The 18,803-nt window shown below is 72.6% G+C and carries 20 protein-coding genes; 12 read left to right on the forward strand and 8 right to left on the reverse strand.

Going from position 1 to position 18,803, the window contains the following annotated elements:
- Window positions 1–75: 75 nt before the first annotated feature.
- Entirely contained in the window at window positions 76–765 is a 690-nt protein-coding gene (locus tag ACOOHC_RS14935) for a hypothetical protein (protein ID WP_420451199.1), read from the reverse strand.
- A gap of 2 nt (window positions 766–767) precedes the next feature.
- Window positions 768–1,880 (reverse strand): NDMA-dependent alcohol dehydrogenase, encoded by a 1,113-nt coding sequence (locus ACOOHC_RS14940; RefSeq protein WP_420451200.1) that lies wholly within the window; start codon window positions 1,878–1,880, stop codon window positions 768–770.
- A 170-nt stretch (window positions 1,881–2,050) separates the two neighbouring features.
- Here ACOOHC_RS14940 and ACOOHC_RS14945 point away from each other — a divergent pair, with 170 nt between their 5' ends.
- Complete coding sequence (locus ACOOHC_RS14945; RefSeq protein ID WP_420451201.1) at window positions 2,051–2,569, forward strand: hypothetical protein; 519 nt, start codon at window positions 2,051–2,053, stop codon at window positions 2,567–2,569.
- 49 nt (window positions 2,570–2,618) lie between these two features.
- Here ACOOHC_RS14945 and ACOOHC_RS14950 read toward each other — a convergent pair whose 3' ends face one another.
- Entirely contained in the window at window positions 2,619–2,807 is a 189-nt protein-coding gene (locus ACOOHC_RS14950; protein ID WP_420453811.1) for a hypothetical protein, read from the reverse strand.
- Between the two features lie 76 nt (window positions 2,808–2,883).
- On the opposite strand from ACOOHC_RS14950, the gene map reads away from it, so the two are divergent.
- The gene (gene map, locus ACOOHC_RS14955) at window positions 2,884–3,864 is read left to right on the forward strand and encodes a type I methionyl aminopeptidase (protein ID WP_420451202.1); all 981 of its coding nucleotides are present in this window, start codon (window positions 2,884–2,886) and stop codon (window positions 3,862–3,864) included.
- 43 nt (window positions 3,865–3,907) lie between these two features.
- Here map and ACOOHC_RS14960 read toward each other — a convergent pair whose 3' ends face one another.
- Window positions 3,908–4,522 (reverse strand): precorrin-2 dehydrogenase/sirohydrochlorin ferrochelatase family protein, encoded by a 615-nt coding sequence (locus ACOOHC_RS14960; RefSeq protein ID WP_420451203.1) that lies wholly within the window; start codon window positions 4,520–4,522, stop codon window positions 3,908–3,910.
- A gap of 116 nt (window positions 4,523–4,638) precedes the next feature.
- On the opposite strand from ACOOHC_RS14960, the gene ACOOHC_RS14965 reads away from it, so the two are divergent.
- From ACOOHC_RS14965 to ACOOHC_RS14985, 5 genes are all read left to right on the forward strand, one after another.
- On the forward strand, window positions 4,639–5,316 hold the full coding sequence (locus tag ACOOHC_RS14965; protein WP_420451204.1) for a phosphoadenylyl-sulfate reductase: 678 nt from the start codon (window positions 4,639–4,641) through the stop codon (window positions 5,314–5,316).
- On the forward strand, window positions 5,306–7,126 hold the full coding sequence (locus ACOOHC_RS14970; protein ID WP_420451205.1) for a sulfite reductase: 1,821 nt from the start codon (window positions 5,306–5,308) through the stop codon (window positions 7,124–7,126). The genes ACOOHC_RS14965 and ACOOHC_RS14970 overlap by 11 nt, the downstream gene beginning before the upstream one ends.
- The gene (gene cobA / locus ACOOHC_RS14975) at window positions 7,123–7,926 is read left to right on the forward strand and encodes a uroporphyrinogen-III C-methyltransferase (protein ID WP_420451206.1); all 804 of its coding nucleotides are present in this window, start codon (window positions 7,123–7,125) and stop codon (window positions 7,924–7,926) included. The genes ACOOHC_RS14970 and cobA overlap by 4 nt, the downstream gene beginning before the upstream one ends.
- Before the next feature lie 92 nt (window positions 7,927–8,018).
- Window positions 8,019–8,852, forward strand: a complete 834-nt coding sequence (locus ACOOHC_RS14980) for an ABC transporter ATP-binding protein (RefSeq protein WP_420451207.1) — start codon at window positions 8,019–8,021, stop codon at window positions 8,850–8,852.
- A gap of 77 nt (window positions 8,853–8,929) precedes the next feature.
- Window positions 8,930–10,507: a hypothetical protein gene (locus tag ACOOHC_RS14985; protein ID WP_420451208.1), complete on the forward strand. Its 1,578-nt coding sequence runs from the start codon at window positions 8,930–8,932 to the stop codon at window positions 10,505–10,507.
- 7 nt (window positions 10,508–10,514) lie between these two features.
- Here ACOOHC_RS14985 and ACOOHC_RS14990 read toward each other — a convergent pair whose 3' ends face one another.
- A complete protein-coding gene (locus ACOOHC_RS14990) occupies window positions 10,515–11,261 on the reverse strand; it encodes an MOSC domain-containing protein (protein ID WP_420451209.1) in 747 nt (248 codons plus the stop codon).
- A gap of 89 nt (window positions 11,262–11,350) precedes the next feature.
- On the opposite strand from ACOOHC_RS14990, the gene mftA reads away from it, so the two are divergent.
- The 5 genes from mftA (at window position 11,351) to ACOOHC_RS15015 (ending at window position 15,599) form a co-directional block, all read left to right on the forward strand.
- Window positions 11,351–11,476: a mycofactocin precursor MftA gene (gene mftA, locus ACOOHC_RS14995; protein WP_420451210.1), complete on the forward strand. Its 126-nt coding sequence runs from the start codon at window positions 11,351–11,353 to the stop codon at window positions 11,474–11,476.
- Window positions 11,477–11,532: 56 nt separating this feature from the next.
- Window positions 11,533–11,790: a mycofactocin biosynthesis chaperone MftB gene (mftB, locus tag ACOOHC_RS15000; RefSeq protein ID WP_420451211.1), complete on the forward strand. Its 258-nt coding sequence runs from the start codon at window positions 11,533–11,535 to the stop codon at window positions 11,788–11,790.
- Complete coding sequence (mftC, locus tag ACOOHC_RS15005; protein WP_420451212.1) at window positions 11,780–12,913, forward strand: mycofactocin radical SAM maturase; 1,134 nt, start codon at window positions 11,780–11,782, stop codon at window positions 12,911–12,913. The genes mftB and mftC overlap by 11 nt, the downstream gene beginning before the upstream one ends.
- Before the next feature lie 156 nt (window positions 12,914–13,069).
- Complete coding sequence (locus ACOOHC_RS15010) at window positions 13,070–13,828, forward strand: SDR family NAD(P)-dependent oxidoreductase (RefSeq protein WP_420451213.1); 759 nt, start codon at window positions 13,070–13,072, stop codon at window positions 13,826–13,828.
- Between the two features lie 115 nt (window positions 13,829–13,943).
- Window positions 13,944–15,599 (forward strand): AMP-binding protein, encoded by a 1,656-nt coding sequence (locus tag ACOOHC_RS15015; RefSeq protein ID WP_420451214.1) that lies wholly within the window; start codon window positions 13,944–13,946, stop codon window positions 15,597–15,599.
- Here ACOOHC_RS15015 and ACOOHC_RS15020 read toward each other — a convergent pair.
- The 3 genes from ACOOHC_RS15020 to ACOOHC_RS15030 are packed head-to-tail and all read right to left on the reverse strand — an operon-like array spanning window position 15,589 to window position 18,717.
- A complete protein-coding gene (locus ACOOHC_RS15020; RefSeq protein ID WP_420451215.1) occupies window positions 15,589–16,344 on the reverse strand; it encodes a dienelactone hydrolase family protein in 756 nt (251 codons plus the stop codon). The two genes, ACOOHC_RS15015 and ACOOHC_RS15020, sit on opposite strands and share 11 nt — an antisense overlap.
- A complete protein-coding gene (locus tag ACOOHC_RS15025; RefSeq protein WP_420451216.1) occupies window positions 16,341–17,372 on the reverse strand; it encodes a phosphotransferase family protein in 1,032 nt (343 codons plus the stop codon). The genes ACOOHC_RS15020 and ACOOHC_RS15025 overlap by 4 nt, the downstream gene beginning before the upstream one ends.
- 10 nt (window positions 17,373–17,382) lie before the next feature.
- Window positions 17,383–18,717: an MFS transporter gene (locus ACOOHC_RS15030; protein WP_420451217.1), complete on the reverse strand. Its 1,335-nt coding sequence runs from the start codon at window positions 18,715–18,717 to the stop codon at window positions 17,383–17,385.
- Window positions 18,718–18,803: the final 86 nt, after the last annotated feature.

Below are 18,803 nucleotides of genomic sequence, written 5' to 3' on the forward strand. Positions count from 1 at the left end.
TAGGGACACCCCGGCCGGTCGCCCGACTCGGACGCGCGGTCGCGCCCGCGGTCGCGCCCGCCGTCGCCGGTGCGGTCACGCCTCGAAGGTCCCGGTCCGCTCGAAGCCGACGATCGGCGGCGCGTCGTCGAAGGGCGCGTGCTGGTCGCGCTCGCTCGGCGACGGGGGCACCCCCAGCGCGTCGGCGTACGGGCCGAGCCCGATCGTCTCGCCCCCCTCGCAGGTCCAGTCCCGGTCGGCGCACGCGGTGCCCGCGGCGCTCTCGGCGTCGAGCGCCCCCGTCCAGTACAGCACGACCGTGCCGTCGGCGACCGCGCAGTCCGACGACGACGCGTCGACGACGGGGTCGTCGACGACCCACCCGACGACGCGACCGCCGAGGTCGTCGCCCGAGCAGGCGAGCTTCGCCGCGAACGACGCCCCGTTGGAGAACCCGTGGACGATCGCGGTGTCGCACCCCGCGTCGTCGAGAGCGCCGGACACGACGTCGGTCGCCTCGGCGAAGCGCTCCTCGGGGAAGTAGAGCCACTGGCGCCCGCCCCACCCCTCGGCGTTCCCGGTGGGTCGGATCGTCGCGGAACCGCCCTCGGTCGTCGTCTCGCCCCCGTCGCCTCCCTTGCCGTGGAGCACCACGACGCAGCGGTCGACGGCATCGGACGAGGAGGCGGGCGCGCCGCCGCCGGCGTCGTCGTCGGATCCGGCCGCGCAGGCCGCCAGCGCCGACGCCAGCGAGATGGAGAGGAGACCTCGGCGCCCGCCGCGCATCGTCAGCTGTAGACCATCACCCCGCGGATGTTCTTGCCGTCGCGCATGTCCTGGTAGCCGTCGTTCACCTGATCGAGCGTGTACTCCTTGGTCACCAGCCCGTCGAGGTCGATCTGGCCCTCGCGGTAGAGGTTGATCAGCTTGGGGATGTCGGCGCGAGGGTTGCCCGAGCCGAACAGCGACCCCACGACCTGCTTCTCCATCAGCGTGAGGTCGAGCAGGCTCATGCTGGCCGACATCTCCGCCGCCGGGTGGATGTTCGTCACCACGACGCGACCCCGCTTCGCCGCGAGCGCGAGCGCCTCGATCATCACCTCGCCCGATCCGACGCCCATCGTCATGATCACCTTGTTCGCCATCGTGCCCCACGACGCCTCTCCGAGCGGCTCCATCGCCTCGGCCATCGACGCCGCCGTGTGGGTCGCACCGAACTCCATCGCCTTCTCGCGCTTGGACTCGACCGGGTCGATCGCCCAGATCTGCTTCGCACCGGCGAGCTTCGCCCCCTGGATCGCGTTGGCGCCGATGCCCCCGACGCCGACGACCGCGACCACGTCACCGGGGCTGACCTCGGCCGCGTAGACCGACGAGCCCCACCCGGTGACGACCCCGCAGCCCAGCAGGCACGCCCGCTCGAGCGGGACGTCCTCGTCGACCTTGATGCAGCTCGCCTCGTTCACGACGGTGTCGTGGGCGAAGGTGCCCAGGATGCACATCAGCGAGAGGTCCTTGCCCTGCGCGTGGTGGCGCGAGGTGCCGTCGGTGATCTGCTTGCCCGCGCCCATCAGCGCGCCGAGGTCGCACAGGTTCTGGTGACCGGTCGAGCAGCTCGGGCAGCGACCGCAGGCGGGGATGAACCCGAACACCACGTGGTCGCCCTCCTCGAGCCAGCTCACCTCCGGGCCGACCTTGGTGACGACGCCGGCACCCTCGTGGCCGCCGATGATCGGCAGCTCGAACGGGAGGTCGCCGGTGTACAGGTGCTCGTCGGAGTGGCACATCCCCGACGCCGCCAGCTTGACCTGGACCTCCCCGGCCTTCGGCTCGTCGAGCTCGATGTCCTCGACGCTCCACGGCGTGTTCGTCTCCCAGAGAATTGCGGCTTTGGTCTGCATGGGGCCTCACCGTACGCCACGTGCCGGGCGCCACACCACGCGGACGCGCCTTCTCGACGGCCCCGGCCTCGCCGACGGGGCGCGCCCCGATCTCGGTCGTCGGCGGGCGGTCACGGCGAGGCGCCGCCGGTGGCCGCGTCGTCGCGAGACCCCGGTGGCACACTGTCGAGATGGAGTCCGACGCACTGTTCACCGATGCGCTCGCGTCGCTGATCCGCGACATGGGCGACGACGAGCTGCACCACGTCGCCGAGCTCGTCCGCCAGGTCCAGATCGAGCGTGCGATCGGCACCGGCGACGAGGACGCGATCATCGCGGCCGCCTTCGAGACGGGGTTCGGCCGGGACGGGCTCGGCGTGCTCCCGTGGATCGAGGGGAGCGTGATCGTGTGCCCCGGCGGGATGGTCTCGAAGTCGCGCACGAGCCACAACTGCCGGTTCGTCAGCGTGGACGACACGTGGGTCTGGGAGTCGTCGCTGCTGCTGCGCGAGGACAAGCGCTCGTCTCCGGGCTCGCAGGACGGGTTCCGGGCGGTGGCGCTGCTCCCGGTCGTCGACGGGACCGGCCTCGACGTCGTGTCCGGCAAGGCCCGCAGCGGCCAGCACGCGGTGGAGAACGTGGTGAGCTACGAGATCCGTGCCGGCGAGCTCGTCGAGGTCTCGCGCCGCGACGTCAGCGCCCGCCACTGACGCGGACGGCGCTCGGTCCGGTCGGCCCGCCGAGGCGGTGGGCCGGGCTTCAGCGGCTCTCGATCCAGTCGAGCACGGCGGGGCGCAGCCACAGGCGCGGTCGTCCGCTCCCGAGATCGACGACCGGACGGGGCATGTCGGCGTAGCGACGCTGGTACAGGCTCACGCTGTTCGGGTGCGCCAACCCGAGCAGGGAGGCGAGCTCGCGCGAGTCGATCAGCTCATCGGTGTTGACCATGGGAGCCACCACCGCAGCGTACCGAGGTCGTCCCCGCCCGGAGACGGCGGCCGTCTACGCCCGTAGACTGCGCCGGATGAAGCTCAAGGCGAACGATCCGTGCTGGTGCGGGAGCCGTGACAAGCACAAGCGATGCCACGGCGACCGGTCGGCGCTCGCCCGACCCGCCGTCGCGCTCGGGAACGTGTCGGCTCCACGGTCCGTGCCCGACGAGATCGCCAGACCGAGCTACGTCACGACCGGGATCGTCCCCCCGCCGACCCCCCAGATCCAGGACGCCGAGTCGCTGATCCGGCTCCGCCGAGCCTGCGCCGTGGCGGCCGAGATCCTGCTCCGCACGGGCGGACAGGTCGACGTCGGCGTGACGACCGAGGAGCTCGACCGCGTCGCGCACGATCTCCACGTCGAGCTCGGTGCCTACCCGAGCGATCTGGGCTACCGGGGGTTCCCGAAGTCGATCTGCACCTCGGTGAACGGCGTCGTGTGCCACGGCATCCCCGACGACCGGCCCCTCGAGGACGGCGACATCGTCAACATCGACGTCACCGCGTTCGTCGACGGCATGCACGGCGACACCTCCGCCACCTTCCACGTCGGCACCCCCGTGACCGCTCTGGCCGGCCTCGTCGACACCACCCGCGAGGCCACCCTGCGTGGCATCGCGGCGATCCGTCCGTTCGAACCGCTCCAGCGCATCGCCGAGGCGATCGAACCCTTCGCCGAGTCGCGCGGCTACCGCGTCGTGCGCGAGTACGGCGGGCACGGCATCGGCGAGACCTTCCACGGCGCGCCGCACGTGTCGCACCACGTCGACCGCCACGACGACGTCGTCGTCGTGCCCGGCATGACCTTCACGGTCGAACCGATGCTGTGCTCCGGGCGGGCCCGGTTCCACCGGGCGCGCGACGGGTGGACGGAGCACGCCGACGACGACCGACCCTGCGCCCAGTTCGAGCACACCGTCCTCGTCACCGACACCGCCGCCGAGATCCTCACCACCACCCACGACGGTCGGACCGCAGCCGGGACCCTCCACGACCTCGAGCGGGCGCGGTAGCTCGCCACGCCGAGCGGTCCGGCCGGCCGGTTCGAGGCCTGCGCTACCCCGGTCCCACCTCACCGGGCCCGTCGAACAGCTCGCGCAACCGTGGAGACCAGTCGACGTCCTCCGTCGATCCGCCCGCGGACCGCACGGCGGCCCGCTCGGACGCCAGCACGTCGGCGATCTCGGCGACGCGATCGTCGACGATCTCGGCGAGGCGGTCGCGCAGGTACTTCGCGAGCGCGGGGCTGGCGCCATCGGTGCTGATCGCGCCCGTCACCCGTCCGGCGCGCACGATCGCCGGCAGGATGAACTCGCAGTCGACGGGTTGGTCGGCGGCGTTCGTCCAGATGCCGCGCGCCCGGGCGGCCGAGGAGATCTCCTGGTCGGTGTCGTGGACCCCCGTCGCGGTCACCACGAGGCGCACGCCGTCGAGGTCGGCCCCGTCGAAGGCCTTCTCGCGCACCTGCCACAGAGCCGGCACGTCCACGGCATCGGAGACCTCGGTGGCCACGAGGCGCACCCGCGCCCCGGCGGCGACGAGGCCCTCCGCCTTGCGCGCCCCGATGCGCCCTCCGCCGACGACGAGCACCGCGACGTCATCGAGATCGAGGAAGATCGGGTACGAGAACCTCGCCGCCGAGATGTCGTCGCCACCCACCGTCGGATCCATCGACCCAGGGTAGGGCACCCGAACCGCCGTCCTCCGGCCACGACTCCGGCATCGTCGGAGACAAATCCCGACAAATCCGACCCTTTTTGTCGGGATTTGATTGAATGTGGCCCGTGATGCCGACGACCCCGCCGCTGCGACCCCTCCCTCCCCGACCGGTCGAGACCGACGACCCGATCGCGGACGCCCGAGCCGTGCTCCTCTGGGCCGACGACGTCATGGGCTCCGGGATCTGCGTGACGGCGAGCTTCGGCGACGCGACCCTCGTCCACCTCGCCGCCACCACCCTGCCCGGCGTCGAGATCACCCTGCTCGACACCGGCTACCTGTTCGCCGAGACCGAGTGGTTCGCTCACGATCTGCGAGCACGGTTCGACCTGAACCTGCGCGTCGTCCGCCCCGACCCCGACCTCGACGGCGACGAGTGGCGCACCGACACCGACGCCTGCTGCCGGGCGCGCAAGGTCGAACCGCTGGAGCGAGCCCTCGCCGGGCGGAGCGCGTGGGTCGCCGGCGTGCGGCGCGAGGACTCGCCGGCGCGTCGACGCACCCCGATCGTCCACGACGACCTGCTGCGCGGCGTGGTCAAGATCAACCCGCTGGTCGCGTGGAGCGATGACGACGTCGCCGCCTACGCCCGCGACCACGACCTCGACGAGCACCCGCTCACCGATCGCGGCTACCTCTCGATCGGGTGCTGGCCGTGCTCACGACCCGTCGCCGACGGCGACGACCCCCGATCCGGCCGCTGGGCCGGCACCGACAAGACGGAGTGTGGACTGCATGTCAGCTGAGACCATCAAGCTCGAGAGCCGCTACCTGGCCGGCACGATCGGTGAGGAGCTGGTCGACGGCACCGACGACTTCGGCGACGAGTCCGAGTCGCTGCTCAAGTTCCACGGCATCTACCAGCAGGACGACCGCGACGTCCGTCGCGCGCGCACGGCGCGCAAGCTCCCGCTCGACTACTCCTGCATGGTGCGCGCCTCGGTCCCCGGCGGAGAGATCGACGGCGACCAGTGGTCCGCGCTGGACCGCGTCGCGAACATCGCCGACGGACGGCTCCGGCTCACGTCGCGCCAGGGGGTGCAGTACCACATGGTCCACAAGGGGGACCTCCGGCCCCTCGTCGCCGGGATCAACGCGTCGCTGCTCACGACGCTCGGGGCGTGCGGCGACGTCGTGCGCAACGTCATGGCCTGCCCGCTCCCCCACCCCGAGCGGCGCGCCGTGCTCGAGCCGGTCGTCGCCGAGATGGTCGCGCGCTTCCGCCCCCAGACCGAGAGCTACTGGGAGCTGTGGGTCGACGGCGAGGCGGCGGTGACCTCGCAGCGCTGGTCGGGCCTCGACCCCACCGACGACGTCGAGCCCGTGTACGGCGCCGCCTACCTCCCGCGCAAGTTCAAGATCGCCGTCGCCTGGCCCGGTGACAACTGCGTCGACGTCTACACCAACGACGTCGGGATCGTCCCCACCCTGACCGACGGCACGAGCGGCGAGCTCACCGGCTTCGTGGTCCTCGCCGGCGGCGGGATGGGGATGAGCCACAACCGACCCGACGACACCTACCCCCTGCTGGCGCAGCCGATCGCGTGGGTCCCCCCGTCCGAGCTCGGCGACGTCGTGGAGGCGATCGTCACCACCCAGCGCGACCACGGCGATCGCGAGGACCGCTCGCGCGCCCGACTGAAGTACCTGCTCGAGGCGAAGGGCGTCGACTGGCTGCGCGACCAGATCGAGCAGCGCACGGGGCGACGTCCCGCGGATCCCGTCGGGCTGCCCGAGTGGGAGGTGGAGGCGCACCACGGCTGGCACGAGGTCGCGCCGACCCCGCACCGCCACGAGCACGTCGGCGACGCCGCGTCGTCGGACCCGTCGGGTCGCTCGACGCCGACGCCCGGCACGAGCTCGATGACGCTCGGGCTGCCCGTCCCGTCGGGTCGGGTCGAGGGCGGCCTGCGGCGGGCGCTCGGCCGCCTGGTCGCCGACGGGACGGTCGCGGCGCTGCGGGTCACCCCACGCCAGGACCTCCTGCTGCTCGGGGTGGATCCGCGATCGGTCGCCGCCGTGGAGAACGTGCTGCGGGCGAACGGCGTCGCGCTGGCCGCGGATCGCAGCCCGGTCCGGAACCTGGCGATCGCGTGCGTCGCGCTGCCGACGTGCTCGAAGGCGCTCGGCGAGGCCGAACGGGTCCTGCCCGACGTGGTCGAGCGCATCGAGAAGGTGCTCGCCGACACGGGCAACGAGGGGCTGCCCATCCGGCTCAACATGACCGGCTGCCCGAACGGCTGCAGCCGGCCCTACGCCGCCGAGCTCGGGATCGTCGGTCGTTCGAAGCGGGGCTACGACGTGTACGTCGGCGGATCGCCCGCCGGCGACCGGCTCGCCCGCCGGGTCCGCGCCGACGTCGACCTCGACGACGTCCCCGAGCTGCTGCGGCCGCTGCTCGAGCACTTCGCCCGGGTGACGAGCGACGACCGGCCGATCAGCTTCGGCGACTGGGCGGCGAGCCAGGATCCCGCCACCCTGGACGGCCTGCTCCCCCCGGACACGTCGCGGCGAGCGCGACGAGCGGCGGCCCGAGCCGAGGGGGGCGGGCGATGACGGTCACCCTCGTCGGAGCCGGCCCGGGCGACCCCGACCTGCTGACCCTGCGGGCCGCCCGGGCCCTCGCCGAGGCCGACGTCGTCGTCCACGACGCGCTGGTCGGCGACGGGGTCCTCGCCCTCGTGCCCGACCACGTGGAGCGCATCGACGTGGGCAAGCGCGTCGGCCGTCCGGTTCCCCAGGAGAACATCTCCGCCCTGCTGGTCGAGCTCGGCCGCCAGGGTCGGCGCGTCGTCCGCCTGAAGGGCGGTGACCCGTTCGTGTTCGGCCGTGGCGGGGAGGAGGTCCTGGCCCTGCGGCACGCCGGTGTCGACGTGGAGGTGGTGCCCGGGATCACCTCGGCCGTCGCCGCGCCCGCCGCCGCGGGGGTGCCGGTCACCCACCGGGGGGTCTCGGCCTCGTTCACGGTCGTCACCGGCCACCGGCGCGTCGGCGAACCCGACGTCGACTGGAGGTCGCTCGCGCACGTCGGGGGCACGATCGTCGTGCTGATGGGGGTGGCGCGGCGCGCAGCGATCGCGGCCGAGCTCGTGGCGGGCGGCCTCGACGCCGACACCCCGGTCGCGATCTCGCGCAGCGCGACGACCGGGGTCGCCGGGGTCGCCCGATGCCGGCTCGGCGACCTCGGCGAGCTCGACGTCGAGTCGCCCTCGACGATCGTGATCGGAGCGGTCGCCGGGCTCGACCTGCGAGCCCACGTCCCCGATGTCGTCCGTTCCGCCGGCGTGGCCGACGTCGCGGACGGAGCGGACGTCACGGCGGACCTCGCCGTGGAGCACGTCGTGGTCTCCGCCTGAGCGCGCGGCGCGTCGAGGATGGACGGCGATCGGGGTCGGCCCCGCCCGCGGCGCGCGCAGCACCGGGTGCGGCCCGCGGGCAGACTGGCGCGGTGGAGCTGCCGCCGCCGACGCCCGGTCCGAACGGTTCGCGGGGCCACCGGGCGGCGCCGCTCCCGCCGCCGCTCGCGGACGGCGTCCGCCCACCGCTGCGCATCGTCGGGCTGTGCAAGAGCTTCGGCTCGACCGTCGCGCTCGACCACCTCTCGGTCGTCGTCCCGCCGGGAGCGTGCTACGGGCTCCTCGGTCCGAACGGATCGGGGAAGTCGACGACGATGCGCATCGTGGTCGGGCTCGCCCGCCCCGACGGCGGGACGGTCGAGGTGTGCGGCATCCGGACAGACCGCGACATCATCGGGGTCCGCCGCCAGCTCGGGACGATGCTCGACCCGCTGCAGATGTTCGACCGCCTCAGCGCCCGGGAGTTCGTGACCACGATCGGCGCCGTGCGCGGGCTCGACCCCGAGGTCGTCGCCGCCCGCTCCGAGGAGATGTTCACCGCGCTCGACATCGCCGGGGACGCGGACCGACCGATCGCCGGGTACAGCCACGGGATGCGCAAGAAGACCGCGCTCGTCGCCGCTCTCGTGCACCGTCCGCGACTGGTCATGCTCGACGAGCCGTTCGAGGGCGTCGATCCCGTCTCGACGCGCACGATGCGCTCCATCCTCGATCGCTTCCGCGCCGGCGGGGGGACGGTGATCCTGTCGACCCACGTGATGGACGTCGTGGAACGGGTCTGCGACCACGTCGGGGTGATCCGCGACGGGCGGATCGTGTCGTCGGGGACGATCGACGCGGTGCGCGACGGACGATCGCTGGAGGACGCGTTCATCGCCGCCGTCGGCGCGACCACCGTCGAGCCGACGGCGTTGGACTGGATGTGACCGGCGTCCCGCTGGCGCCGGTCGCTGCCCGGAGCCGTCCCCCTGCGGCGCTCCGGCTCCCTCGCCGACGCGACGTCGTGAGGATCTTCGCCGTGCTGCGCTGGCGGCTGCTGCGCGGCGCCCTGCGTCGCGGCGGGTCCCAGGCCGTGACCATCGTGCTCGGCACCGCGGTCTCGTTCGTGGCCGGCCTCGTCGCCGGGGTCGCCGTGGCCGTGGCGGGTCACGTGGCGGACGATCCCGAACCGATGCTCGTCGTCGCCCCGCTCGCCACCACCGTCGCGGTGGTGGCGATCGGGCTGATCGCCGGCGTCGCGCAACCGGTCGACCCCCGGGTGGTGGCCGCCGAGCCGCTCTCCGACCGGCACCTCGCGCTCGGGCTGCTCACCGCCACCGCGAGCGGACCTCCCGGGCTCGCAGCCGGCCTCGTCGGGATCGGGCTGCTCGTCGCCGCGATCTCGACACCGGCGAGCGTCGTGCCGGCCGTGCTCGCCACCGTGTCGCTGCTCGCCACCCTGCTGCTGGTCTCGCGCACGACGGGCAACGTGCTCGGCCTGTTCACCAACCGCTACCCCCGCGCCGGCCAGATCGTCGTCGCCCTGGTGAGCCTCGTCTTCTACGGGATGTTCCAGTTCGCGCCGATGGCGTTCGTCGACAGCGCCGACGACGGCCGCCGGGCGATGGCCGACGTGGCCCGGTTCACCCCTCCCGGCCAACTCGGCCAAGCCCTGGCCGACGCCGACGCGTCCGTCGGCGCCTCGCTCGGACACCTCGTCGTCGGGTCGTCGTGGCTCCCGGTCCTCGCTCTCGTGTTCGCCGCCACCACGCGCCGCCTCCTGGTGTCCGCACCGAGCGGACGGGCGACCCCGCGGCGTTCGTCTCGCCGACGCCCGCTCGGTGCGGTGGCGCGGTGGGCGTGCGGTCGCGGGGTCGTCGGAGCGATCGCCTGGCGCAGCGTGCGCACCCGGCTGCGCAACCCGCGCTCGGCGCTCGAGACGCTGATCGGCGGAGGGGTCGGGATGGCGATCGTCCTCGTCCCCGCGCTCGCGATCGACGTGGACGGCGCCCCCGCCGTGCTCGTCGGAGTCGCCGTCCAGCTCTCCGTGCTGTTCATGGCCGGCAACTCCATCGGATCCGACGGTCCCGCGATCGCGTCCGAGCTGCTGTGCGGGATCGAACCCGAGACGATGATCGCCGCGAAGGCACGCTCGATCATCGTCGTCGCGTCGCCGACGGCGATCCTCGGCGCGCTCGTGGCCTCGGGCGTCACCGGAGACTGGCGCTTCCTCCCCGCCGGTCTCCTCGTCGGCATCGGGGGCGTGCTCGCGAGCGCGGGAGGGGCGATGATGCAGTCCACGTTCGTCCCGGTGGCGGTGCCCGAGTCCGACAACCCGCTGGAGTCGGGCGATTCGGGCAGCGGCATCCTGTCGGCGCTCGTCCTCGGTGTCGTGATGGTGGTGCTCGCGCTGGCCACCCTTCCCGTCGGGTTGGCGCTGCTGTGGGCGCTCGACCGGGGCTCGGTGCCGTTGGTCTCGCTGCTCGCGATCGTCACGCTCGTCGCCGGGGTCGTCATCCTGCGGGTGTCGTCGCGGATCGCGGCGCGCCGGTGGCGCGGCAACGAACCCGAGATCTACGAGGCGATCGTCCCGGCGTCGTGAACGTCGATCACGCGCCGTCGCCCCGGTCCCCGTCGTCGGGGTCCTCCTCGACGAGGTCGCCCACCGAGATCTCACCCGGCCTCGCGACGAGGCACCCGACGGCGAGCTCCCCGGCGCGCTCGGCGTTGATCGAACGGAGCACCGCGAGCTCGCGCCCGAGACCGGGTTGGGGTCGCACGACCATCACGCAGCGGGCGACGGGCCCGGTCACCTCGAGGCGCACCCCGCCGATCGACACCGTCCGGCCGACGAGCTCGTCCTCGCCGCCCCCGTCGACGACGAGGTTGCTCCGGAACCGACGCCGGTCCCAGCCACCCAGCGTGTCGGTCGACACCAGCGACACCCGGGTCCGCCCCGAGTCGTGGAACGCTCCCGCCGGGCCCTGCCAGCTCACCCAGTCGGCGTCCGCCTCGGCGTCGAGGGGGACCTCGTAGGTACCGCCCACGTCGATCGCGTGCTCGTCGGCCGAGCGCAGCTCGACGTCGCGCCCCAGCCACGACGAGAGCGCGGCGTCGTCGGCCGCGCCGAGCTCGGTGCCGTCGGGGAGCGCGACGACGACGTCGGCTCCCTCGAGGCGGGCCGACGCGAAGAGCAGCTCGGGGGTGCGGCGCGCGGTCAGCGTGGTCCCGGTCTCGACGTCGTGGACCGACCACCTCCGGTCGCCGTCGATCCCGAGCTCGGAGACGTGCGCCGACTCGACGACCTCGCCGCCCATCGACTTGACGGGGAACCGGCTAATCTCGGCGACGCGCATCGCCGGATGGTAGACCCGCGGCGGATCGGCGGACGCGGCATCGGCTCGCTCCTGGCACGTGCCGAGCGACGCGAGGTACTGTGACGGCGATGGACGACACGACGACCGGGGCCACCTCCACCGAGACCGCGCGGACCGCCGCGCCCGACGAGCTCGTCGAGGACGAGCTGCTCGTCGAGGAGATCTCGATCGACGGGATGTGCGGCGTCTACTGACGAGCCGCCCGACGCCGCCTCGACACCTCACCGACCCCCCGGACGCGACCGCCCACGTGCTCGACTCCCCACTCGGTCTGCACCCGAAGGTCGCGCTGCGCCCCGAGCCGTTCGGTGCGCTCGCGTACCACTACGACACCCGCCGGCTCGTGTTCTTGAAGCACCCCGACGTCGTGCGCGTCGTGGAGGCGCTCGACGCGCACGACTCGCTCGCCGACACCCTCGTCGCCTGCGGCATCGATCGGTCGCGCTGGCCGTCGTTCGACCGCGCGATCACCTCGCTCTACGAATCGGAGATGCTCCATGACCGCTGACCGCTCCACCCTCGTCGGCCAGCTCGAGGGTGGCCTCGACGCCCCGATCTGCCTCACCTGGGAGCTCACGTACGCGTGCAACCTGGCGTGCGTCCACTGCCTGTCGTCGTCGGGGCGGCGCGATCCACGCGAGCTGACCACGGCCGAGGCCCTGCGCGTCGTCGACGAGCTGCACGACCTGCAGGTCTTCTACGTCAACATCGGCGGCGGCGAGCCGATGATCCGGCGCGACTTCTTCGAGATCGTCGAGTACTCCGTCGGGCGTGGCATCGGGGTGAAGTTCTCGACCAACGGTGCGTTCATCGACGCCGACAGGGCACGACGGCTCGCGGCGATGGACTACCTCGACATCCAGATCAGCCTCGACGGCACCGACGCCGTGACCAACGACGCGGTCCGCGGGGCCGGATCGCACGCCACCGCGACCCGAGCGATGGAGCACCTGTCCGACGCCGGGTTCGAGGAGTTCAAGATCTCCGTCGTCGTCACCCGCCACAACGTCGACCAGCTCGACGAGTTCAAGCAGCTCGCCGACTCCCACGGCGCCCAGCTGCGCATCACCCGGCTCCGCCCGTCGGGGCGCGGAGCCGATTCGTGGCACGACCTGCACCCGACCCAGGACCAGCAGCGCGAGATCTACCGGTGGCTGCTCGACGCCGGCGACGACGTCCTCACCGGCGACTCCTTCTTCCACCTCAACGCCCTGGGCGAGGAACCGCTGCCCGGGCTCAACCTGTGCGGCGCCGGGCGGGTCGTGTGCCTCATCGACCCGGTGGGCGACGTCTACGCCTGCCCGTTCGTGATCCACGACCGGTTCCGGGCCGGCTCGGTGCGCGACCCGGGCGGGTTCGAGCACGTGTGGAAGCGCAGCGAGCTGTTCGGCGAGCTCCGCGAACCCCAGTCCGCCGGCGCCTGCGCCTCGTGCGGGAGCTACGACGCCTGCCGCGGCGGGTGCATGGCGGCCAAGTTCTTCGTCGGCATCCCCCTCGACGGGCCCGATCCCGAGTGCGTCGACGGCCACGGCGAGATCGCGATGGCGGCTGCCGCGGGCACCGTCGTGCCCGCGCCGATGATGGACCACTCCAAGCCCGCTCGGGTCCCGGTCACCCTGTCGCGACGCTGACGCCGACCGGGGCGCGGGCACCCCCCGCACGCCCGCCGAGGGCGACCGTGGTGCGCCTCCTGCGGCGCGACGAACCCGCGCTCGGGCACCGACCCCGAGCGGGTGCGCGACCCCGCCGCTTCGGGGGCGGGGCGTCGCCTCGGCGAGACTCGCCCGATGAGCGCGATCGACAGCTTCGACATGACCGGACGGGTCGCCGTGATCACCGGCGGCTCGCGTGGGCTCGGACGCCAGATGGCGCTCGCGTTCGCGCAACAGGGCGCCGACGTCGTGGTGGCCAGCCGCAAGCTCGACAACTGCGCGACGGTCGTCGACGAGATCGAGGGCCTCGGCCGGCGCGGCCTGGCGGTCGCCTACCACGCCGCCGACTGGGGCGCGGCCGGCGACCTGGCGGACGCCACCTACGCCGAGTTCGGCCGATGTGACGTGCTCGTCGCCAACGCGGGGATGTCACCGCTGTACCCCAGCGTCGACGCGATCAGCGAGGAGCTGTACGACAAGGTCATGGGGGTCAACCTCAAGGGGCCGTTCCGGCTGTCCGCGCTGATCGGGACGCGGATGGTCGAGGCCGGCGGCGGGTCGATCGTCTTCGTCTCCTCGATCGCGTCGAGGCGGCCCTCCCCGCGCGAGCTCGTCTACGGCGCGGCCAAGGCGGGGGTGAACAACCTGACCTCGGGGCTCGCGCGGACCTTCGGCCCGACGGTGCGGGTCAACTGCATCGTGCCGGGCCCCTTCCTCACCGACATCTCCGACGCCTGGGACATGGACGAGTTCGAGGCCTCGGCGCGCGCCGGGTTCGCCCTCGAGCGCGGCGGGCGGCCCGAGGAGATCGTGGGGGCTGCGCTCTACCTCGCCTCCGACGCGTCGTCGTACACCACCGGCGCCCACATCGACATCGACGGCGGGCCACGCTGACGCGGAGCGCCGTCGTCGGTGGGTGATGCTCATGCGGCACGCCGTCGTCGGCGACCGCCGCAGACCACCGGTCGCGAGTGACCGTGGGCACATCACGGCGACTACCGTCGAGCCCATGGAGATGCACTACGCCACGGTCTGGGAGTCGATCGCGGACGCGATCGGCGACCACGTCGCGATCACCCACGCCGACGTCAGCCGGACCTGGAGCGAGTTCGACGACCGCGCCGCACGCCTCGCGCGGGCCTTCGTCGACGCGGGGCTGGGGCCGGACTCCAAGATCGCCCTCTACCTCTACAACTCCAACGAGTACATGGAGGCCCACTACGCGGCGTTCAAGATGCGCGGCGTCGCGATCAACGTCAACTACCGCTACCTCGACGACGAGCTGCGCTACCTGCTCGAGGACTCCGACGCCGAGGCGATCGTGTTCCACTCCTCGCTGGCGGATCGGGTCGCGAACGTCATCGATGGGCTCGACGGCCTGCGCCTGCTCGTCGTCGTCGACGACGGTCCGGGCGACGACGTCGAGGGCGCCCGCCGCTTCGACGACCTGGTGGCCGAGACGGCGCCGATGGAGCGGATCGAGCGCAGCGAGGACGACCTGTACATGCTCTACACGGGCGGGACGACCGGGATGCCCAAGGGCGTCATGTACGCGATCGGCCCGATGACCCACGGCTTCGTCACGCAGGGGTTCCCGATCGTGGGGCTCGAACCCCCGTCCGACGCGGCGCAGGTGGCACCGCTCGTGCGCTCCGCGGTGGAGTCGGGCTCGAGGATGGTCTCGATCCCCTGCGCCCCGCTGATGCACGGGACCGGGTGCTGGCTCGGGTGGTTCATCCCGATGTTCGCCGGAGCGCAGATCGTGACCCTGACCAACCGCAGCCTCGACCCCCACGAGGTGCTCGACGCGATCGAGCGCCACCGAGCCACGGCGGTGACGATCGTCGGCGACTCGTTCGCGAAGCCCCTGGTCCGAGCGATCGACGAGGGCCGGCCGGACGGCTCCGCGTACGACACGTCGTCGATCGCGATGTTCCTCTCGTCGGGGGTGATGTGGACGACCGAGGTGAAGCAGCAGATGCTTGAGCGGATCCCCCAGGCCGTGCTGATCGACGCGATGGGCTCGACGGAGGGGTCGATGGGGACCCAGATCACGATGAAGGGGGTCGAGAGCGCGACCGCTGCGTTCCAGCAGATGCCCACGACCAAGGTGTTCCGCGACGACGACACCGAGGTCGTCCCCGGCTCCGAGGACATCGGGATGGTCGCGGCGGGCGGCAACGTGCCCCTCGGCTACTACAAGGACGAGACGAAGTCGGCGCGCACCTTCCGCGAGATCGCCGGGGTGCGCTACTCGTTCCCCGGCGACTACGCCCGCGTCGCGCCGGACGGCTCGCTGATCCTGCTCGGCCGTGGCAGCCAGGTGATCAACTCGGGCGGCGAGAAGGTGTTCCCCGAGGAGGTCGAGGAAGCGGTCAAGCGCGTCGACGGGATCGTCGACTGCCTGGTCGTCGGCATCGACGACGAGAGGTTCGGCCAGGCGGTGACGGCGGTCGCGTCGCGCTCGGAGGGGGCCGATGTCGACGAGGCGAGGGTGATCTCGTCGGTCAAGGCCGACATCGCGGGCTTCAAGGCGCCGAAGGCGGTCGTCTTCGTCGACCACGTCCCGCGTGCGCCCAACGGCAAGGCGGACTACCGCCGGGCCCGCGACCTGGCGTCCGGACGTGCGGACACCGTCCGCGCGGACGGAGCCGTCAGCCGCTGAGGCGCTCTCCGAGGAAGTCGAGCACCCGCTCGACGGAGGCGTCGTCGCGGTGCTCGGTGAGCACCGAGTGGTCGGTCGCCGATCGCTGCGGCAGGTCGATCGAGACGAAGGCGTCGCCCAGGCGCTCGTGCAGGGTCGCGAACCGGGTCCCGACGAACCGGTCACCCTCGTAGCGCAGCCCGAGCACCTGGCACCCGTCGACCGCGCGCTGGACGACCGCCGCCTCGTCGTCGGGCGACAGCCCGAGCGACGCCGCGCGCTCCGCCCCGAGGGGGAGGGGCAGCGAGGGCTGGGACACGACCGGGGCGAGCATCGACTCGTCGACCATCATCCCGAGGACGAACCCGCCGGTGAAGCACATCCCCACGGCGCCGACGCCCGCTCCGCCCACCTCGTGGTGCACGGAGCGGGCGAGAGCGCGCAACCACGCGACGACGGGGGACGTGCGGCCGGTGGCCAGCACGGTGAACTCGCGAGCGACGCACGCACGCGCGAACGTGGCGATCGCGTACGGCGCGGACGATGCCCGTCCCGGCGTCCCGAACAGCTCGGGCATCACGACGGTGAAGCCGCGCTCGACCACCTCGTTCGCGAAGCGCTCCACCTCGGGGGTGATCCCGGGGACCTCGTGGATCACCAGGACGCACGGCCCCGTGCCCCTGCGGTGGGTGTCGTGGGTGATCCCGGCGGCGCTGAAACCACCTCGGACCCAGCCCTCCAGCGGGGACGGTCCCGACGGGGTCACGACGAGCTCAGCGCGGCGAGCGCTTCCTCGGCGAGGTGCTCCGTGCCCGCCTTGAAGCCGTCCATCGCCTCCTGGTCGATCTCCTGGTCGCCCATCGCTCCGTTCAGGAAGCGGGCGTAGACGCCTTCGGAGATCACGGCGAGCCGCCAGGACGAGAACGCGACGTAGTAGGCGATGTTCGACAGGTCGCGGCCGGTGCGGTTCGCGTAGCGCTCGAGCAGGTCGGCGTAGGTCGGGAACCCGGCGATGCCGGTCGGGTCGTTGGCCCGGGACTGCTCCTCGCCGGGTTCCGACCAGTAAACGCCGAGGTAGCCGACGTCGGCGAGCGGGTCGCCGAGGGTGCACAGCTCCCAGTCGAGCACGCCGGTGACCCGGCCCTCGTCGGTGTCGACGAGGCAGTTCCCGAACCGGTAGTCGCCGTGGGCGATCGCCACGCCGACCTGCGTCGGCAGTCGATCGGCGAGGCGTCGGCCGACCTCGTCGATCGACGGCAGCTCGCGGGTCTTCGACCGCTCCCACTGGGTCGTCCACCGACGGACCTGGCGCTCGACGTAGCCGTCGCGCTTGGCGAGATCACCGAGGCCGACCTCGTCGACGTCGACGTCGTGGAGATCGGCGAGGACGTCGATCAGGTGCTCACCGGCCGCGTAGCGCTGGTCGTAGCCCATGTCGACGGCCGCCTCCGGGCTGTCGAGGACCGTGCCCTCGACGTGGCTCATGACGTAGAACGGCGCCCCGTTGACCTCGGTGTCGTGGCAGACCCCCATCGTCGCGGGGACGGGGACCGGGGTCCGACCGACGGCGGAGATGATCGTGTGCTCGCGGACCATGTCGTGGGCGGAGGCGAGCACGTCTCCCGTCGGCGGTCGACGCAGGACGAAGGTCGTGTCCTGCGCGTCGACGACGCGGTAGGTCAGGTTGGACCGGCCGCCCGTGATCAGCTCGAAGCGGTACGGCCCCTCGATGCCCTCGACGTTGCGGTCGAGCCACTCGGTCACCCGGTCGGAGTCGATTCCCGTGACGCTCACCCCGACGAACCTAGCTCCCGGCCCCGGCGATCTCCGCTCCGCGGGGCTGGCGCCGGAACAGGAACGCGGACGTGGTCGCCGCGACCGCGGCGGCGACGCCGAGCGCGACGCTCGGGCTGGTCGCGTCCGCGATCGAGCCGTCCACCAGCGCGGCGATCGGGCGGCATCCCAGGAAGGCGACCGACCACAGCGCCATCACCCGGCCGCGCAGCTCCTCGGGGATGCCACGTTGGAGCTCGGTGTTCGTGCTCGTGACGCCGAGCAGGAACCCGGACCCGGCGACGAGAGCACCGAGGAGGGCCAGGTGCACGATCGGGGCGAGCGCGATGACGGCCAGCCCGACCGAGGAGACGGCGAGCCCCGTGGCCGACACGCGACCGCGCCCGAGCCGGTCGCGGATCCGGTCCGTCGCCGGTGCGGTGAGCGCCGCTCCGAGCCCGAACGCGCCGACGAGCAGCCCCACGACCGTCTCGCCGTACCCGAAGCCGTCGGACACGGCGGGCATCAGCGTGCTGAACGGGTCGGACGTCCAGCCCACGCCGAGAGTCCCGACGAGCAGGACGAGGACGGTGGGGTGCGCCCTCACCCATCGCACGGCGTCGACGACGGTGGTCCCGCCCTCGGCGTCGTGCGCCGGCTCGTCGTCGGGGCGGACGGCGCCGCCGGGGCGGATGATCGCTAGCACGACCAGCAACGGCACGAACGTCAACGTGTTGATGCCGAACGCCCACGCCGCGCCGAACGCGGCGATGACCGCCCCGGCCGCCACGGGTCCCACGCCGCGCGCGATGTTGAAGGTCATCGAGTTGAGGGTGATCGCGCGGTCGAGATCGGCGCGCGGGACGAGCGCCGGCACCACCGCCTGCAGCGACGGGAGGATGATCGCCGCCCCGATCCCGATCACGGCGGTCGCGGCGTAGATCGGCCAGGGTCCGGGGAGGTCGTCGATCCCGACGACGACGACGGTGATCGCGAGCCCGAGCGCGCCGAGGAAGGCGACGAACTGACCGCAGAACAGCATCCACCGGCGATCGACGCGGTCGGTCAGGCGCCCCGCCAGCGGGGTGAGCAGCATCGTCGCGGTGAACTGGAGCATCGACACGGCGCCGACCGCCGTGTTCGACCCGGTCAGGTCGTACACGACGATGCCGGCGGCCACGTTCTGGAACCAGTTGCCGGTGTTGGAGACGGCGTTCGAGAAGAAGAACGGCGCGAAGACCGAGTCGCGCAGCAGCTCGGAGAACGTGCGCGACCGCTCGTCGCCCCCGCCGCCGGTGTCGTCGTCCGCGCCGGGCGCGACGTCGGTCTCGGGCGGACCGTCGACGGGTTCGTCGACGCTCGTCATCGCCACATCACCGTCGGACCCTTCCCGTGAGCGGGACGGCGAAACGTGGCCGGTGCGCGCGCCGCGCCCCGACGGGGGAGCGCCCG

The organism is Ilumatobacter sp. (assembly GCF_965215205.1).
Lineage (GTDB): Bacteria > Actinomycetota > Acidimicrobiia > Acidimicrobiales > Ilumatobacteraceae > Ilumatobacter_A.

Coding starts and splice junctions, on each gene's coding strand:
- ACOOHC_RS14935 (WP_420451199.1), bottom strand. CDS start 765: ATGCGCGGCGGGCGCCGAGGTCTCCTCTCCATCTCGCTGGCGTCGGCG.
- ACOOHC_RS14940 (WP_420451200.1), bottom strand. CDS start 1,880: ATGCAGACCAAAGCCGCAATTCTCTGGGAGACGAACACGCCGTGGAGC.
- ACOOHC_RS14945 (WP_420451201.1), top strand. CDS start 2,051: ATGGAGTCCGACGCACTGTTCACCGATGCGCTCGCGTCGCTGATCCGC.
- ACOOHC_RS14950 (WP_420453811.1), bottom strand. CDS start 2,807: ATGGTCAACACCGATGAGCTGATCGACTCGCGCGAGCTCGCCTCCCTG.
- map (WP_420451202.1), top strand. CDS start 2,884: ATGAAGCTCAAGGCGAACGATCCGTGCTGGTGCGGGAGCCGTGACAAG.
- ACOOHC_RS14960 (WP_420451203.1), bottom strand. CDS start 4,522: ATGGATCCGACGGTGGGTGGCGACGACATCTCGGCGGCGAGGTTCTCG.
- ACOOHC_RS14965 (WP_420451204.1), top strand. CDS start 4,639: ATGCCGACGACCCCGCCGCTGCGACCCCTCCCTCCCCGACCGGTCGAG.
- ACOOHC_RS14970 (WP_420451205.1), top strand. CDS start 5,306: ATGTCAGCTGAGACCATCAAGCTCGAGAGCCGCTACCTGGCCGGCACG.
- cobA (WP_420451206.1), top strand. CDS start 7,123: ATGACGGTCACCCTCGTCGGAGCCGGCCCGGGCGACCCCGACCTGCTG.
- ACOOHC_RS14990 (WP_420451209.1), bottom strand. CDS start 11,261: ATGCGCGTCGCCGAGATTAGCCGGTTCCCCGTCAAGTCGATGGGCGGC.
- mftA (WP_420451210.1), top strand. CDS start 11,351: ATGGACGACACGACGACCGGGGCCACCTCCACCGAGACCGCGCGGACC.
- mftC (WP_420451212.1), top strand. CDS start 11,780: ATGACCGCTGACCGCTCCACCCTCGTCGGCCAGCTCGAGGGTGGCCTC.
- ACOOHC_RS15010 (WP_420451213.1), top strand. CDS start 13,070: ATGAGCGCGATCGACAGCTTCGACATGACCGGACGGGTCGCCGTGATC.
- ACOOHC_RS15015 (WP_420451214.1), top strand. CDS start 13,944: ATGGAGATGCACTACGCCACGGTCTGGGAGTCGATCGCGGACGCGATC.
- ACOOHC_RS15030 (WP_420451217.1), bottom strand. CDS start 18,717: ATGACGAGCGTCGACGAACCCGTCGACGGTCCGCCCGAGACCGACGTC.